This window comes from Rathayibacter sp. AY1D1, from assembly GCF_002932635.1.
GTDB lineage: Bacteria > Actinomycetota > Actinomycetes > Actinomycetales > Microbacteriaceae > Rathayibacter.
Window position 1 is genome coordinate 50912 of the sequence record NZ_PSVY01000018.1, and the last position, 16728, is coordinate 67639.

A 16728-nucleotide genomic window follows, 5' to 3' on the forward strand; every position below is an offset into this window, starting at 1 on the left:
TTGCTTGGTGGCGCGCTCGCTACGCTCACGTGATGGTCGGCCTCTCGCAGTGGCGCCGGCGAGCTGACGCTCGCCGTTCGCGCCGCGCCCGGTTCCGGGTTCTGCTCGCTGAGGTCTGTGGTGAGTGCTCGCACCCCTGGGTGGAGCACCTCGCGGACGCCGGCCTGGTCGGCAGCCCCGTGTGCTCGGAGTGCGTCTACGAGCTCGAGCATGGGTTCAGTAGCGGACCGATTTGTCACCGACCGGTTCCGATCGATGTGTTGAGTCGCGCTGATGCCGATGCGGCGGCGGCAGGGCAGGGCGGCAGTGATCAATTGGTCGGAGGAGGCCAGATTCGGGTCGCAAAAGAAGACCTTGACGCCTCATGTCAGCGTCCGGCGAGAGTGGTCAGCAGGTCCTGGATGCTCGTCTTCTCGACAACCGGGTCGGGGCTGCCGGCGCGGACGGAGGAGAGAACGGGGTCGATCTGCTGGTCGACGTAGGTCCACGTCTGGCAGTTCGCGGCGCTCAGTGCGGGCTCCGCGTCGTCCCAGGCGGTCTCAAGGTCGGTGGCGCGGGCTTTCGCGCCGGCCTGATCGCCGCTGGTGACGAGGGCGAGGGTGTCGGCGGTGATCGTCTGGAAGTTCTGCACGTCGGCGGAGGGGAAGTCGGTCTGAACGGATGCCTTCGCGTCAGCTGCGGACAGCGTTCCCGACGCATCGCAGGCCGGGGCTGGGCCTTCCGGTGCCGGACTGGTGTGCGGCTGGCTGTTGGTCAAGGCGAGCAGCCCGACGACGGCGACGGCGAGGACCGCGAAGGCGACGAGTGAACGGCGTTCGCGGGCGACTGGCGTGGTGTAGTGCTCGGATGCGCCCTTGTCGACATCGGCCTTGCTGAGGGAGAGGTAGACGACGGTGGCGAGGATCGCGAGCAGGAAGATGATGCTGGTGACGAAGGTGCCGAGCCCGAGGCCCTGCTCGTCGGGGGACAGGCCGAGCCAGTCGCCGATATTGGCGCCGAGGGGGCGGGTGAGGATGTAGGCGATCCAGAACGCGAGGACCGGGTTCGCGCCGTAGCGCCAGAGGCCGGTGACGATCGCGAGCAGCGTGAGGGGCAGGAGGATCGAGACGCCAGGGCCCCAGCCGGTGAGCTCGAGAGTCCAGTCGCCGAGGGCGGTGCCGAGCGCGAAGGTGACCAGGACGGTGACCCAATAGAACGCCTCCCGCGGGGTGGTGTCGATGCTGTGGATCGAGAGGGTGCGCTCCTTCGAATACCAGACGCCGAACACGATCACGAGCAGCAGCGAGAAGACGAGGGAGCTGGCCCAGAGAGGCACTCCGAGCTGGTCGGTGAGGATGTCGGTGAGCAGGGTGCCGGTGACGCTCATCACCACGACAGTCAGCCAGTACGCGGCGGGCACGTAGCGTCGCAGCCGCATCTGCACGGCGAGCACGACCGCGGTGACGATGATGAAGATCACAGCCGTCGCGATGAGGCCGACGCCGAGGACCATGTTGATCCAGTCGGCGAAGCTCTCACCGACCGTGGTGCAGAGGATCTTGATTATCCAGAACCAGATCGTGACCTCGGGGACCTTGCTGAGCAGCCGCCGGCCGCGGGACGGTGCTGCCGTCGTTGAGATGTCCATGCCCGCAGAGTCCCAGCCGGGACGTGGGCGGCGGCTCGGGATGCGCCGTGCTGCGTTGTGTTTGCTCACAACGACCCGAAGCTCCGCGGTTCGACCAGGTCGGTACCGAGCCGATGGGCTCAGGTTCTGTGCTTTCACAACGGATGCGGGGGAATCCTCCGCACCCGGAGCCCGCGCATTCGTAGCGTGGACTCCTCCGGCGTGCTGCGCGCCGAGCGAGGAGGACGGAACTGATGCCGAACAGCGGACCCCTGGCCGATGGTGCGATCGCCTATCGGGCGGCGCGACGCTGGCCGCTGATCTCGGCGGGCCTCGCGGTGCTGCTCACGGGACTTCTGGCCGCGCTGATCTTCTACCGGGAGCACGACAAGCCGTTCGGGTTCGACACCGCCTGGATGAACGAGATCATCGAGCACCGGTCGACGTTCTGGTTGGTGCCGTCGCTGGTGATGAACAGCCTCGGCGGCGGGATCGTCGGCACGATCGTGATTCCGCTCGTCGTGTTCGTGGGGCTGCTGGTCTGGCGGGGTCGGTGGGCGGCGACGTACTTCGCGATCGCCGCGCCGCTGAGCGGGCTGCTGGTGCAGATCCTCAAGAACGCTGTCGGTCGTCCGCGGCCGCTGGAGATCCTCGTGAACGCCGACTTCGGCTCGTTCCCCTCCGGCCACAGCGCGAACGCCGCCACGACCGCGATGGTCCTCGCGATCGTCTTCCCGCTGTGGTGGGTCCGCATCGCCGGAGCCCTTTACACGGTGGCGATGATGCTCAGCCGCACCTACCTCGGTGCGCACTGGATCTCCGACACCGTCGGCGGGCTGCTCCTGGGCGCCGGGGTGGCGTTGATCGTCTGGGCGCCGCTCGCGGTCAGGCTGCACACCGAACGTGCTGCATCACCGTCGTTCCGTTGGCGGCGCTTCTCCGGGCACCGTCCGACCAGATGACGGCGGAAGGCAGCGGGCAGCGCTGCCGGTGAGCGGGTCGCTGTGCGCTTGTTCAACGGACCCGGCGAAGCCCCCAGCCCCGGGTACCGCAGGCTGCCCGAGCATGGCGGCATGATGCACCTCACCGATCAGCGCCGCCCTCCGCTCCCTCGGATCCGCTCACATCTCGTCGCCGGCCGGTACGCCGCCTCGACGGTGCCCGAGGCGACGGCGCTGTTCTGGATCCTCAAGGTGCTGACGACGGGGATGGGCGAGACGGCGTCGGACTTCCTCGCGACCGCGTTCGACCCGGTGATCGTGGTCGGCGCGACCGGGCTCGCGTTCCTCGCGGCCCTCGGGCTGCAGTTCGCGGTCCGCCGGTACATCCCGTGGGTGTACTGGCTGGCCGTGCTGATGGTGAGTGTCTTCGGCACGATGGCCGCCGACGTGCTGCACGTGGTCGCCGGGGTCCCGTATCTCGTCTCCACTCTCGGGTTCGCGCTGGCTCTCGCGGCGGTCTTCGTCGTGTGGTGGCGGGTGGAGCGGACGCTGTCGATCCACTCGATCACGACGCCGCGCCGGGCCGCGTTCTACTGGCTCGCCGTCTCCGGGACCTTCGCGCTCGGCACGGCCGCGGGCGATCTGACCGCGTCGACGCTCGGGTTCGGCTACCTGCCGTCCGCGGTCCTGTTCGCGGCGGTCATCGCGGTGCCGGCGCTCGCGCACCGGTTCACGGGGCGGAACGCGGTCCTCGCGTTCTGGGCCGCCTACGTCGTCACGCGACCGCTCGGCGCCTCGGTCTGCGACTGGCTCGCGGATCCGGTCGACCGGAAGGGCCTGGGCCTGGGCACCGGCCCGGTCACGCTCGCGGCCCTCGCGGTGTTCCTGCTGCTGGTCGCGGTGATCGCGCTCCGCCGACCGCGCGCGGCCGTCACGGCGACCCCCTGAGCGCTGGGCTCAGGCGTCGCGTCCGGCGCGGTTCTGCTGCCGCCAGTAGGTGAGGGCGATGCCGGCGAGGCTGATCACGACGATGCCGACGAGGACGATGTCGATGTACTTCCCCACGAAGTCCGCGACGCCGGGGATCTGCCCGAGGAAGAAGCCGAGGAGGATCACGCCGGTGGACCAGACGGCGGCGCCGAGTGCGTTGAAGCCGACGAAGTGGCCGTAGTGCATCTTCCCGACGCCCGCGGCGACGGGGGCGAAGGTGCGCACGACCGGGACGAAGCGGGCGATGGTGACCGCCCAGCCGCCGAACCGGTCGAAGAACGACTGGGTGCGGGCGACGCTCGAGCGGCTGAAGAGGCCGCTGTCCTTGCGCTCGAAGATCCGCGGCCCGCTCGCGCGGCCGATGACGAACCCGAGCTGGTCGCCGAGGAACGCGGCGGCGGCGACCATCAGGATCACCAGCGGCACCGGCAGGGAGATCACGCCGGTCGCGACGAAGACACCGGTGAAGAAGAGCAGGGTGTCACCGGGGAGGAAGAACCCGATCAGCAGGCCCGTCTCGACGAAGGCGATCAGGCAGACCAGGGCGATCGCCCAGGGGCCGGCGCCGTCGAGGAGGGATTGGGGGTCGATCATCGGTTCTCCTTGCGAGAGGTCGGGTGGGGCTGCGTCGCGGGGATGCGGACGTCGACACCGAGGCCGTGGGGGGCGAGGTTGCGGAGTCGGAGCTCGCCGCCGGCGGCGCGGCTGAGACCGGCGACGATCGCGAGCCCGAGGCCGGCGCCGCCGTCGCGGGAGCGGGCGGCGTCGGGGCGGGTGAAACGGTCAGTCGCGACCGCGAGGAACGCGTCAGGAACGCCCGGGCCGTCGTCGTCGACGGAGAGGACGATCTCTTCGGCGCGCTCGACGAGGGTCGCGCTGACGCTGCCGCCGTCGGGCGTCGCAGTGACGGCGTTCGCGAGCAGGTTGTCCAGGATCCGGCCGAAATCGGTCGGGGAGATCGGGTACCGGGCGGCGACGATCGAGGCGGGGGCGACGAAGTCGATCGCGAGGTCCCGCTCGCGGGCGAGCATCCGGGCGCGGTCGACGCTGTCGGCTACCTCCTCCCGCAGAGCCGCCGAGGAGGCGTCGCCGGTAGCGATGCCCGCGTCGATCCTCGACAGGATCAGCAGCCCGTCCGTCAGGGACTGCAGGCGGTCGATCGAGCGGCGCGCGTCGACGACATCGGCGTAGAGAGCCGCCGGATCGTCACGGACCCGCTCAGCGAGCTCGAGCCGGGTGCGCAGCGCGGCGAGCGGGGTGCGCAGCTCGTGGCTCGCGTCGGCGACGAGCCGCCGCTCCCGGTCCGCCGACTCCCGCAGGTCCGCGATCAGCGCGTTCAGGGTCGAGGCGAGGTCGGAGAGCTCGTCGCGGGCGGGCCCGACCGGGAGCAGCTCGGTGGAGCGTCCCTGGCGCAGCCGGTCGGCGATCGCGCGCATCCTGCCGACGGGGCGCAGCGCGAGGCCGACCAGGACCCAGGACGTCACAGCGAACGCGACGAACAGGATCGCGAGGGCGATCAGGAGCGTCGTGCTGACGCCGCCGACGACGGCCTCGGCGGTGTCGCGGCTCTCCTCGATCAGCGCCTGCGACGCTCCCGAGCGGACCAGCTCGATCGTGGAGGCATCGAGGATGTGATCGAGCTGCTCGCGCACGACGACCGCGACGATCCCGAAGAACAGCATCGCGACCAGCAGGCTCGACACCGTGATCCGCACCCGGATCGACAGGGACCGCCAGCTCACGGCGTCACCCCGAGGCGATAGCCCGCACCCCGTCGGGTGAGGATCTCGACCGACGCCCCGCCCGCGGCCAGCTTGCGGCGGAGGTAGCTGATGTACTGCTCCGCGATGTTGTGGTCCACGAACTCCGCCGACCCCCACACCTCGAGCAGGATCTCCTCCCGCGGCACGAAGTCCCCGGCGCGCGCCGCGAGCGCGCGGAGGACGCCGAACTCCTTGGGGCTCAGAGGCAGGACGGCGCCGTCGACCGTCGCGGCGTGCGCGTAGGGGTCGACGCGCAGATTTCCCAGCACGACCGGTGCCCGGTTCGTGAGGTGCTCTCTACGGATCATCGCTCGGAGGCGGGCGGAGAGCTCCTCGAAGTGGAACGGTTTCGCGAGGTAGTCGTCGGCGCCCGCGTCGAGGCCGAACACGCGGTCCTGCAGGGCGTCGCGGGCGGTGAGCATGATCACCGGGAGCGTGGCACCGCTCGCGCGCAGGTGCCGGCAGATCTCGAAGCCACTCATCCCCGGGAGCATCACGTCGAGGATCGCCGCGGAGTAGTCCGCTTCGCGCGCCGAATTGAGCGCGTCGACCCCGTTCGAGAATAGGTCGACGTCGTAGCCGTCGCCGGTGAGGCCCCGCTTGATGAGCTCGCCCATCTCGACGTCGTCTTCGACGACCATCACCGCGTCACGCATCCAGGCCTCCTACGGTCATGCTCGCACCCGTGGCGTGGCGGAACCGGCCTACTCCGCGGAGATATGCGGCTTCTCAGCGGTACGCACTGCATACAAAGGCAGCACGTGCGGCCCGATGGAGCAGCACGCCCCTGGTGCGCAGACGATCTCGGACGCGGGCACCGACATGGACGCCGACCTCCGGTCGACGCGGTGCTGTGCGCTGTGCGCATTTTTGCCTGGAAGCCTTCGGCAACGTACGAGCCTGCGGCGTCCACGCAAGCCGCTGCGCGGCCGGCTCCTCCGAGGTTCTCGGCACGCGGTCGCTGCGCTCCCTCACATCGCGCCGACAACCTCTCCTCCTCCGCCCTCCGGGTTGCGCTCCCACCTCCGACCCTGCTCGGCACTACGTGCCTTCCAGGCAAAAAAACGCTGGGAGAGAAGGAAGAACAACCGAGCCAGACCACCCCCGCTGGCTTGACAAACCTGATTGAGATTCTTCACCTCTCCGCGGTTCCAACCTATTTCGCTCCACCGGCTGCGTGCCACCGATCCCGGACGCGCCCTACGGGCTTATTTCGCCCGTGATCGGTGTCACTCCGCCGGCTCCACTCAAACGGTTTTCCCCGCCGGAGAGGCAAAGAAAAACGATCAGCCAGGAGCAGGAGCAACACACATGGACACCCTCGAAGCGATCCTCCGTGACCAGACGGTCACCTACCTCGTCAGCAAGAACATCCTCTGCCCGCGCACCGGGGCCGTTCTCGACTCGCGCACCTGTGTCGTCTTCAACGACGCGGACGGGGATCCCGCGGTCGTCATCTCGCCCGAGGGCTGGCAGCAGATCGCGAAGGAGCCCGCCACCCTCGACCGCCTCGCGGAGCGCGGGATCACCGTCGACATCAACACCGCGCTGGCCGCAACCCGCTGAGAGGAACAGACCATGTACCGCACCGACACCGACACCGACACCGGCCTCGCGACCCCCGATCAGGTCGCCCTCATCATCACCGACCAGCGCGCTCACTGGGACCAGAACGCCGACGACAGCGACGACGTGATGCTCGCCGCCGTCCGCAACGCCCACGCCCTGCCGGGCGCCGAGCCCGTCGAGGACGACGGCTCCGCCCTCGCCGCCGCACTGATCGCGTTCCTCACCCCGGACCCCGCCCGCACCGCACCGGTCATCGACGCCGACACCGGATGCGCGACGCCCGAGCAGATCGGCCTCATCGTCGCGTTCGAGCGCAACTACTACGAGGAGCACGAGAGCTACAGCACCGAACGGCTGCTCGCGGGCGTCCGCAACACACTCACCCTCCCCGGAGTGTGGGTGCTCGGAGGGTTCCCCGTCCGGGAGGACGGCACCGACCACGCCGCCGCGCTGATCGCGTTCCTCATCCCGGCGGTGACTACGTGATCGAGCGCAGCCGTGTCGATGAGCGGCCCGGGGCCGCGCGCGCGGCTCATCAGCTCTCGCGCCTGTCCAGCGGCCGACTCCAGCAGGAGGCCGACCGTGTGCGCCTGCACGGCGAGCGGCTGACGGGGCTGAGTCGGAAGACGAGCCGCCGCCTGATCGAGCAGGAGGAGGCGATCCGAGCGAACCGGATCGCCGCGGCGGACAGCGCCGCTGAGCGGCGGCTCATCGTCGGAGTCGTCATCGCGACGGGCGCTCTTCTCGCGGTCGGGCTGCGGCTGATCCTCACCTCAGGGCAGCTCCCTCCTCTGTTCTGACGAGCGGGCCGCGCTGACTTGTTGTCATGCTTACAAGTCGGACCTCGCCCACCGTCCCGCCTCCGCCCGCGCATCCCGTCAGGGCGAGCAGCAGTGCTCCTGCCAGTGCGATCCCTGCGGTCGTCCGCCTCATCGTGTCCCCCGATCACTCCGCCGCGGCACGTCGCCGGGCGCGTCACCTCGACGCCAACAGCAGCCGCCCGCCCGGACGGAGTCGTCCTGGCGGGCGGGCAGCCCCCGTCCCGGTCACGCGCGCGGGATGACCACCGAGACGCTCGCGCGCGAGGCGCCCGAGACGGCCGTGACCGTGCCGGTGCCGACGGCGATCGAGCTCTTGCCCGTGCGGAACACCTTGGTCACCGTGGCGCCCGGGGCGACCGCGGCCGAGGACGCCGTGCCGTAGGGCGTCACGACAGTCAGATCGGCGGCCGCGCGGCCGGTGTTCGTCGCCGTCACCGTGACGACGACCTTCCCGAGGATCAGCCGCGAGGTCGCCTTCGCGGTGACGGAGGCGCCGGGCGCAACGCTCGCTCCGGCCAGCGCCGTCGTCACGCCGTCGACGCGCGCGGTGATCGAGACGGTGCCGGCGGTGGAGCCGGTGCGGATCCGGGGGAGCGCGGCGACGCCGTCGGCGCCCGACAGCACCGCGGCGGTCGTCGCTCCGCTCTCGAAGGCCGCCGGCCCGGTGATCGCGAAGCCCACCGAGCGGCCCGCGAGGGCGCGACCGGAGGAGTCGCGCACCAGCACGGACTGCGCGAGGTCGCGCGTCGTCGCGGTCGGCACGCTCTGCAGCGTCCCGCGCGCCTCCGCCGAGGCCGCGAGGGTGATGCCGTTCACCTCGATCTCGGCCACGCCCGTGGACCCGCCGTACTCGCCGGCTCCCCACGCCGTGAACACGAGCCGCAGCGCCGTCGTGGTCACCGGAGCGAACGTCGCGCGGTTCAGCACGTCGCGCTCGCGGCCGGGAGCCGCTCCGCTCACGGGAGTCCAGACGTCGCCGACCAGGTGCTCGACCCGCCACGACCGCGCGGGGATCAGCCCGCGTCCGTCGGCGTCGGCCGCGTCGCTCGCGAACAGCACCGAGGCGCTGTCGACGGTCACGGCGCTCGGCCAGCGCAGCTCGACGTGCTGCTCTCCGACCCGGGGCCAGGAGCCCCAGATCGTCGAGGCGGCGCCGTCGGCGACCGCTCCGACCGAGGTCCACGGCGAGGTGTACGAAGCGCTCGTCGACGAGGCGAGCGGAGCGATGTCGCCGACGTAGTCGGTGCACGGCACGGTCACGGTGACCGTCGCGGTCCGGGTGAGCTCGTCGATCCGGTCGACCCGCACGGACATGCCGGAGTTGAGCACTGCGCTCTCTCCGGCGAGCACGAACTCGTTCGCCTCGCTCGCGTCGCCCGGACGCTCGAGCAGGTCGCCGGCGTACGGCTGGCCCGGGTTCGAGCGCAGGATCTGCACGCCCGAGACGTCGCGGCGCACCTGGAAGGGACTCGTGTACGCGCCGCCGTCGGACGTCGTGTCGGCGCGGTCGTTGTACTGCGCCCAGTAGCGGATGCCCGTGTCCTGCGGGTCGTTCCAGGTGAGCGCACGCCGGCCGGCGGGTCCGGCTCCGAGGGTGTCGAGCGTCGTGGTGCGGGGTGCGCCGCAGACCGGCTGGCGGGTGTTCGGCAGCGTGCCCAGGCGCGCCAGCGACGGGGACGACAGCGGCAGGAACGACCAGGCGCCGCCCATCACGTCGGTCCGGTTGCCGTACTCCTCGCGGCGGCAGTCCGCGGGCAGCGGGGTGGAGGCGTAGTCGCGGGTCGTGGCGCAGTTCACGCTGTAGGCGTGCGGCAGCGAGAGGTTGTGGCCGAGCTCGTGCGCGAGGAAGTACGCGTCCGGTCCGGGCTGGAACGCGCGTCCGCCGTCATCGGGATCGCCGGACTGCTCGCCGTTGGCCCAGTTCGGGCACGGGTCACCCTCAGGCACCATGGCGACCAGGTGCTTGCCCGGTCCGCGCTGCCAGCCGGTCCTCTGCGCGATCCAGTCCTGCAGTCCGCCCGTGTTCGTGCAGCCGATCGGCTGGTCGACGACCTGCCAGTCGACGACCTGGTCGAGCTCGAAGCGGATCGCCCCGCTGGTCTCGCGGGAGTAGAACCGGTCGACGAGGTCGAGGGCGCGGACGGCGTCGGCGGTCGTGTACCCGCCCGGGACGGTGCCCTGCGGAGCGACGAGCGCGATCGTCACGCGGTGCGTCTGCACCTGGGCGCGCGCCGGGATCTCGACGTCGACGAAGTCGGCGTCGAGGGCGAGGGCGGCCTGCTGCGTCGTCGCGTCCGCCTCCGGCTCGATCACGGTGGGCTCGGCGTCCGGAGCCGCGACGGGGCGGTCCGGAGCGGGAGCGGGAGCGGCGGGAGCGGGGGCCACCGGAGCGGCCGCCGCTGGAGCCGCGGCGGGCCCTCCGGCGACGAGCCCGGAGGCCAGCAGCAGTCCGGTGAGCGCTCCAGGGAGCAGGGCGTGTCGTCGTCGCATGGTCGTCCTCTGGGTCGGTCCTCGCTGAGTGCCCCGAGCGGCAGCAGGCGGGGGCACGAGCTCCCGCCGACCTCCTCGCCGCTGAGGAGTCGGCTGACGTTACCGTGAACATCCGTGCAGGAACGGGCAGATGTCCCTCCGCGGCGGCCCCTTTCCGGGTGGGGACCAGAAATGACGAAGGCCGGGAGCGGGACCCCGGCCTTCAGCGACGATCAGATCTCGGTGTGCCCCAGATCCGCCGCGTCCAGCAGTCGGATCTCGGTCTCACATGCAGGGGTCGCACGTGGGGGAGGGCCGGCCTTCCAGCCGGCCCGCGAGGGGCGATCCCCTCACACTCTCTAATGGTCTCGGCTGGCTAGGTGCTGGCTGTCAGGCTGGTTCTGGCTCGCTCGGGCGTGACTCATCACACTCTTGACCGCAGTGTCTTGCTGGGGACCTGTCCGTCCGGGCGAGCTAGTACCGGCGTGACGCTGCGATGGCTTGATAGAAGGTTGTCCGCGACCTGGCTCGCGTGACTCATCAGAGAGATGCCTCCGCGGCGCATCCCACCTGGATGAACCCCTGAGGAGAAGAGGCCACATGATCGTCGCCCGCCACTACGACCACGTCGTCGGAGTCGACACCCACGCCCGCACACACACCTACGCGATCGTCGCCACTAAGACCGGCGAGATCCTCGGAACGAAAGCGTTCGCGGTGACGGCGGCGGCGATCGACAGAGCGATCGCCTGGGTGCGAGGCATCGCGGGCGGGTCGGTTCTGTTCGCGATGGAGGGTACGGGCTCCTACGGTGCGTCGTTGGGTCGGGCGCTGCTGCGTGACGAGATCGTGTTTTGCGAGGTGCGGCCGCCGAAGAAGTCGAGCCGTGTCCGCGGCAAGACTGATGAAATCGACGCGATCGCTGCCGCGACCTCGGCGATGGGAATCGAGCTCGAGGCGCTGACTCGGCCGAAGGCCGACGGGCTGCGCAACGCGCTCCGAGTGACGCTTGATGCCCGCCGGTATATGGAAGTTCGTCGCACGAGCGCCCGGAACCAGCTCAACGCGTTGGTCCGTACCGGGGACTTCGGGCTCGACACGAGGCGGGCACTCACCGATCGCGGTGTGCAGCAACTCGCCAATCTGGACGCTAATCGTTCCGACGTGGCTGAGCGCATCATCCGCGCTGAAGCTGTGCGGTTGGCCTCGACCGTGATCGATCTTGGACGACAGATGCGACACAACCGCGAAGCGTTAGCTGAGCTGGTCGAGCTTCTCGCGCCCGGGCTGCAGCAGATCTACGGCGTCGGCCCGGTCACCGCCGCAGTGGCAGTCGCGGCATACTCCCACCCCGGCAGGGTGCGGAGCGAGGCTGCGTTCGCAGCTCTCGCCGGAGTGAACCCGATTCCGGCGTCATCGGGGAACACAACACGCCACCGGCTCAACCGTGGCGGTGACCGTCAGCTCAATCGCGCGCTCGACGTGATCGCTCGCGTACGGATGGTCTCCGAGGCGCGCACTCGCGCATACGTCGAGCGACGAACGTCAGAGGGCCGAACTGTCCGCGAGATCAGGCGCAGCGTCAAGCGATACATCGCACGTGAACTATTCAAGGCGCTACAGGTCCGCATGGTGTTGGGCACGTAGCCGTGTGAGTCGACGCCGAGCACGATACGAGGGCGCCTGTTCGGCCGTCTACGGGGCGTCAGGGGTGACGAGTCTTACGCGAGGGTCGTGGAGTCCTGATCATCTAAGCGGAACACTGCGCAGCGCGGCGCGGCCGCTGCGAAATCGGCAGCGGTCGACTCCGGGCCGACTTCGAAGATCTGAGCGGCGACTTTTCGGCCCTGGCTGTGCTGATGCCAGTACGCGCTGAGGATCGGGCCGCACTGTTCGAGGGTCATCTCGGTGAAATTCACGGCCTCTCGTCGTCGGCCGCGCTGGATCTCGCCACGGCCGGCAGCCCTCACGTTCTTGACCCAGGACATCTTCTGCCCGGCGACCACGTACCGAGCCCCGTCCACGACCACGATCGAGACGGGTGTGGACCGCGGCTCGCCGGAGACCCGGCCGACCACGGTCAGAACATGCGGAGGACCGGTGGTGATGCCGATGTTGTTGAGGAACACGATCACACTGTTGGCGTACTTCAAGAACGGGGGAAGGTTCTTGTCTTGTGGCATGTCCTACGACCTCGCTTCAAAACACGCAGCCCCTCGGGCTCGCTGCGGCGTCCAGTATCCACCGGGACCCCGTCGACTCCCTGACCGGCGCCGCGGGGTCGCACGCCGAGACGACGACCGACCGATTCGTCGCGTGTTGGATCTTGACCCGAGGCCATAGAAGGGTCCCCGGTCTTCCCCGTTCCGGGGGCGCGAGCTGCACTCGCGCAGCGGTGACGGAGCACCGCCCAGAGGTTCGGCCGGCGGTGCCGGCCGCTGATGTTCGCCCGTTGGGCTCACGCTTCTTTGCCGTGAAGCCTTCGGCGGCTCCCTCCGCTTCGCTGCGGTCGTAGCTACCTCCGGGCTCCGTTCAAGTGGCTGCGCCACCGACTCCTCCGAGACTTTCGGCACGCGGTCGCTGCGCTCCCTTATTTCGCGCCGAAACTCTCTCCCCCCTCGCCCTGCGGGTTGCACTGCGCCCTCCGGTTGCTAAGGCGGAAAACCGCCTTCCTTACCGTTATTTCCGTGGATCCGGGGCAGTTGTAGGCTCCGGAACGCGCCAGGGGTCCCGGGTATGGCTGACCGCCTTCAGCCGCCTGATGGCACGCCATGATTAGCCGCCCGGGACCCCGCAACGGCAGGACCGCTCATTGAGAAACGCGACCAGATCGCCCCGTAAGGACATGCCGGCAAGGTCGTTCATGGCGCACCGCACCCCTCAACGGAAGGACCCTGCGTGCCCCAACTCTGGGCCGGTATCGACGCCGGCAAGACCGAACATCACTGTGTCGTCATTGATGGCAACGGAACGAAGCTGCTGTCGCAGCGGTTTAAGAACCGAGAATCGGCGATCCTGACCTTGATGGGTGACGTCGCGTCTCTGCCGGGTGGGACGGACGTCGCCTGGGCGACGGACCTGAACTACGGCGGGACAGGGCTACTGCAAACACTGCTCAGCTCGCACGCGCAGCCACTGTTCTACATCTCGGGCCGAGTCGTACATCACGCCTCGGGCGCTTACCGGGGCGAGGCGAAGACGGACGCGAAGGACGCGGTCATCATCGCGGATCAGGTGCGAACGAGGCGAGACGTGACTCTGATGCGGCAGGCCGACGAGTTCACCGCCGAGTTGCGACTGCTGTCCGCGCGTCGGGAGGATTTAGTGCACGACCGCACTCGCACCGTGAATCGGCTTCGCGCGATCCTGGTTCACTACTTCCCGTCGCTCGAGGGAGCGTTCAACTATGCGACGACCAGGGGACCTCTGGTACTGCTCACCCGATACGCGACGCCCTCCGCGATCCGGCGCATGGGCGAGAGCCGTTTGGCGTCGTGGTTGAAGGGGCAGGGGTGCTGGAAGTCTGCGGCCGTTGCAAAGGCGGCGGTCGATGCTGCTCGCGAGCAGACCTCGGTAGTTGTGGGGGAGGGGCAGCGGCGCGGCTGGTGGGTCGCTCCGCTCGTGACCTGCTCCGCATCCGCGACGAGCTCGCTGAGCTCGAAGCGGAGATCGACGCCGTTCTGGCAGGCAGTGCTTGCGCAGATCTGCTGGTGTCAGTTCCAGGATTCGGGCAACGGCTCGCCGCGGACTTTCTTGCCGCGACCGGCGCCGACCTCGCCGCGTTCCAGAGCCCCGACCGGCTCGCTAGCTTCGCCGGCCTCGCCCCCGTGCCCCGCGACTCCGGCAAGATCTCCGGCAACCACCACCGGCCCCGACGCTACGACAGGCGGCTACTCAACGCCTGCTTCCAGTCGGCGTTCATCGCGGCCAGAACTTGCCCCGTCTCGCGCTCGTTCTACGAACGGAAGCGACAAGAAGGCAAATCGCACAAGCAGGCGCTGATCGCTCTCGCCCGACGACGCATCAACGTGATCTGGGCAATCTTCCGCGACCAGACCGTCTACAGACCGACGCCGACACAGCTACAGGTTCAAGGCTGTGTACCCGAGTCAGATGATCCGATTTAATCTGGGTGGAATATGGTGCTTGCTGCAAAATCCGGCCAACGTTTTTACCTCAGTCAGACGAACAGGGGATTTTGCTAGAAGGCAGACGCCCGACTGTGCGGCGCGCAGTTGGTGCTCTGGTGGAGGAGAAAGACGGTAACGACCAGTTTTGGTCGATCTCATGGTCTGACACGGCCGGGTGATCGTGATCGAACAACATGGGGTGGAGCTAATTGAGCGGAGGGACGAGGCCTGTGGCCCCGCCCCTCCGCTCTTTCCGTCTTCGAATTTCGGCTAACCGCCTTGCGTCATTCGAGCGCGTGAGGTGAGGTTAGCGCCTGTCTGTTAGCACGCACACGCCAGAAAGCGCCGGCCGCTGAAGCGAGCAAGAGAAATGCTCCCGCTCCAAGCATCCACGGATCCATCCCGTAATACCAGGGGCGCCGGTCGAGGACTGTCATACCTCCAGCAGCGCCCTCGCCGGTCGCTTCGGAATTTTTGATTGACTCTGCAAAACGCGTCGAGACGATGCTTGCGACCTCATTCAATGAAGTCGTGTATGGAACTTCCCTCGCCGCGGACTCGTTCAGCGCCGACACGGAACCGTCGCTGACCGCGTACCACGCCTCAAACGTGGGGTCCGACACCAGAACGGATTTCTCGCTGAGGGCTTGCAGTGCGCCCACCAACTCAGTGTCGTCGTTGTAGCCAGCGAGCTCCGCCTTGCTGTCCGACGTGGGACGCCAGACCCGATACGTGCCGACCGGTTCTCCATCCGGTCCGAGGATCGGAGCGAGCCACTCCTCGAGAGGCGAGGTTGGGGTGTTGGATGCCTTTCCTGAGATCAAGTCGGAACTCCACAAGTTCACCTGATGGGGAGTCCCGAACGAGCTAGCCGAGGAGAAGTCGGGAACGCCCGTTTCGTCCACCGTCACCAGTGTTTCATCCGCAGTTCGCAGCTTTTCAAGTGCTTCGGTGGAGTAGGCAGCTTGCACATCCGACGGGATGCCTTCAGTTGCTGCCTGTGCGGTCGCAAGCGAACCCAAGCTGAACGCTACGGCCAGAGCTGATCCGGCGACGATTCGAGTTAGGTTTCTCATAATCAGTTCGCCGCCCCGTAAAGAGTGTCTGTCCATTTGTGACCGCCGCCAGCCACCATCCAGGAGTAGGTGTTCGATTGGTACGAGGAATTGAGCGGGTTCATGTACGACACCGTGGATACCGAGTTGTCGTAGCCACGGATTACCACGATGTGACCAGTCGATCCGCCTGTGTTGTCCCAGCCCCATCGTGCTACCGCTGGCCGGTTCACGTTCAGATCACCCTGAATGTTGGAGAAAGAACGCGATCCCGAGCTGATTGAGCCGGGGTTTGCGAGGCCCGCGGAAACGAGAATGCTGTAAATGTTCCCGAGAGTCCCGGTGTTGTTCGGGCAGGTAGATCCGCCTTTGCCCCACTTGTATGCGGTGCATTGAGACGGGTTACTTCCGGCATGGTAGCTCGTCAGGGATTTACCCGCGGCGACCCAGCACCAGTTGCTCTGCTCCTGTACCACAACAGGGGAGCCCACATATCTGCTGGCAGCCTGCGCGGCAACCGCCCCGCCGCCGACGATCGCCATTGCGAGAATCACTCCGAGAGCGATACGACTTCGCAGCCACTTATTCGTTTTTGTGTTTTTCAAAAAAACCAACCATCCTCATTGATACGTCGGATCTTTCTACAAGCGGCAACGTACACCCGAGCAACGTCTGAGCACCAGATTCTTATAACCTGAAATTTTGGACAGGTTCGCGTCCACTCGTGATCGCTGCAGGTGGTGGCTTGTTCGAAGGACCAGGGAGACCGGGTTGCGGCCTGGACCTCGTTCGAGTACCCCTCCGAAGGATCGCGAGCGCGCCGAGAGCGCATGCTCCGTGGGGCTGCAGCCGTCGCGACGAGCTTCGCGATTCACAGCCGTGGGCGAACGAGTGGACGCCGAGCTCCGCTCGGCGCGGTGTTGAGCGCTGTGCGCATTTTGCCTGGAAGCCTTCGGCAGCGTACGGGCCTCCGGCGTCCACGCAAAGCCGCTGCGCGGCCGGCTCCTCCGAGGTTCTCGGCACGCGGTCGCTGCGCTCCCTCCCATCGCGCCGACAACCTCTCCTCCGCCGCCCTCCGGGTTGCGCTCCCGCCTTCGACCCTGCTCGGCACTACGTGCCTTCCAGGTAAAAAACGCTGGGAGAGAAGGAAGAACGACCAAGCCAGACAGCCCCCGCTGGCTTGACAAATCTGATTGAGAATCACGGCAAAAGAACGATGAGGAAGAGGAAGAACATGCAGCAGATCACCACCGTCAGCACCTTCGTCCCGGCCGCGAACGAGGAGGGGATGCAGAGCCAGTTGCGCCGGATCGCCGAGCGCGACGTCGACCTCTCAGGTCTGGCACGCAACGGGTGGGCGCTGGCACACACCGCCACGATCCCC

General features: G+C 68.1%; 14 protein-coding genes and 1 pseudogene. 7 read left to right on the plus strand and 8 right to left on the minus strand.

Going from position 1 to position 16728, the window contains the following annotated elements; translation table 11 throughout:
* Window positions 1-367: 367 nt before the first annotated feature.
* On the minus strand, window positions 368-1627 hold the full coding sequence (locus C5C56_RS11925; protein ID WP_104319661.1) for a hypothetical protein: 1260 nt from the start codon (window positions 1625-1627) through the stop codon (window positions 368-370).
* 233 nt (window positions 1628-1860) lie between these two features.
* Between C5C56_RS11925 and C5C56_RS11930 the strand changes: the two genes are divergently transcribed.
* Window positions 1861-2568 (plus strand): phosphatase PAP2 family protein, encoded by a 708-nt coding sequence (locus tag C5C56_RS11930; protein ID WP_181127762.1) that lies wholly within the window; start codon window positions 1861-1863, stop codon window positions 2566-2568.
* 111 nt (window positions 2569-2679) lie between these two features.
* A complete protein-coding gene (locus C5C56_RS11935) occupies window positions 2680-3495 on the plus strand; it encodes a hypothetical protein (RefSeq protein ID WP_104226508.1) in 816 nt (271 codons plus the stop codon).
* 9 nt (window positions 3496-3504) lie between these two features.
* Here the strand turns inward: C5C56_RS11935 and C5C56_RS11940 are convergent, their stop codons facing one another.
* From C5C56_RS11940 to C5C56_RS11950, 3 genes are read right to left on the minus strand one after another with little or no spacing between them, the layout of a single operon-like run.
* Window positions 3505-4131 (minus strand): DedA family protein, encoded by a 627-nt coding sequence (locus C5C56_RS11940; protein WP_104267671.1) that lies wholly within the window; start codon window positions 4129-4131, stop codon window positions 3505-3507.
* Window positions 4128-5279, minus strand: coding sequence for a HAMP domain-containing sensor histidine kinase (locus C5C56_RS11945; protein WP_258059421.1), 1152 nt, complete (start codon window positions 5277-5279; stop codon window positions 4128-4130). Before C5C56_RS11945 ends, C5C56_RS11940 begins: the two co-directional genes overlap by 4 nt.
* A complete protein-coding gene (locus tag C5C56_RS11950) occupies window positions 5276-5956 on the minus strand; it encodes a response regulator transcription factor (protein ID WP_104223238.1) in 681 nt (226 codons plus the stop codon). The genes C5C56_RS11945 and C5C56_RS11950 overlap by 4 nt, the downstream gene beginning before the upstream one ends.
* A 655-nt stretch (window positions 5957-6611) precedes the next feature.
* Between C5C56_RS11950 and C5C56_RS11955 the strand changes: the two genes are divergently transcribed.
* From C5C56_RS11955 to C5C56_RS11965, 3 genes are read left to right on the plus strand one after another with little or no spacing between them, the layout of a single operon-like run.
* Entirely contained in the window at window positions 6612-6866 is a 255-nt protein-coding gene (locus C5C56_RS11955) for a hypothetical protein (RefSeq protein ID WP_104223237.1), read from the plus strand.
* 12 nt (window positions 6867-6878) lie between these two features.
* Window positions 6879-7355: a hypothetical protein gene (locus C5C56_RS11960; protein WP_104319662.1), complete on the plus strand. Its 477-nt coding sequence runs from the start codon at window positions 6879-6881 to the stop codon at window positions 7353-7355.
* A complete protein-coding gene (locus C5C56_RS11965; protein ID WP_104260266.1) occupies window positions 7352-7669 on the plus strand; it encodes a hypothetical protein in 318 nt (105 codons plus the stop codon). The genes C5C56_RS11960 and C5C56_RS11965 overlap by 4 nt, the downstream gene beginning before the upstream one ends.
* Window positions 7670-7915: 246 nt before the next feature.
* Here the strand turns inward: C5C56_RS11965 and C5C56_RS17915 are convergent, their stop codons facing one another.
* Complete coding sequence (locus C5C56_RS17915) at window positions 7916-10180, minus strand: Ig-like domain-containing protein (protein WP_181137594.1); 2265 nt, start codon at window positions 10178-10180, stop codon at window positions 7916-7918.
* Between the two features lie 579 nt (window positions 10181-10759).
* On the opposite strand from C5C56_RS17915, the gene C5C56_RS11975 reads away from it, so the two are divergent.
* Window positions 10760-11806, plus strand: a complete 1047-nt coding sequence (locus tag C5C56_RS11975) for an IS110 family transposase (protein WP_104319663.1) — start codon at window positions 10760-10762, stop codon at window positions 11804-11806.
* Between the two features lie 74 nt (window positions 11807-11880).
* On the opposite strand, the gene C5C56_RS11980 is transcribed toward C5C56_RS11975, so the two are convergent.
* Window positions 11881-12288, minus strand: coding sequence for a nitroreductase family deazaflavin-dependent oxidoreductase (locus tag C5C56_RS11980; RefSeq protein ID WP_181137595.1), 408 nt, complete (start codon window positions 12286-12288; stop codon window positions 11881-11883).
* A 769-nt stretch (window positions 12289-13057) separates the two neighbouring features.
* Between C5C56_RS11980 and C5C56_RS11985 the strand changes: the two are divergent.
* Window positions 13058-14286: pseudogene (locus C5C56_RS11985) on the plus strand (IS110 family transposase).
* A gap of 287 nt (window positions 14287-14573) precedes the next feature.
* Here C5C56_RS11985 and C5C56_RS17520 read toward each other — a convergent pair.
* Window positions 14574-15401, minus strand: coding sequence for a hypothetical protein (locus tag C5C56_RS17520; RefSeq protein ID WP_146086482.1), 828 nt, complete (start codon window positions 15399-15401; stop codon window positions 14574-14576).
* Window positions 15368-15886 (minus strand): C39 family peptidase, encoded by a 519-nt coding sequence (locus tag C5C56_RS18500; RefSeq protein ID WP_104319665.1) that lies wholly within the window; start codon window positions 15884-15886, stop codon window positions 15368-15370. The genes C5C56_RS17520 and C5C56_RS18500 overlap by 34 nt, the downstream gene beginning before the upstream one ends.
* Window positions 15887-16728 lie beyond the last annotated feature (842 nt).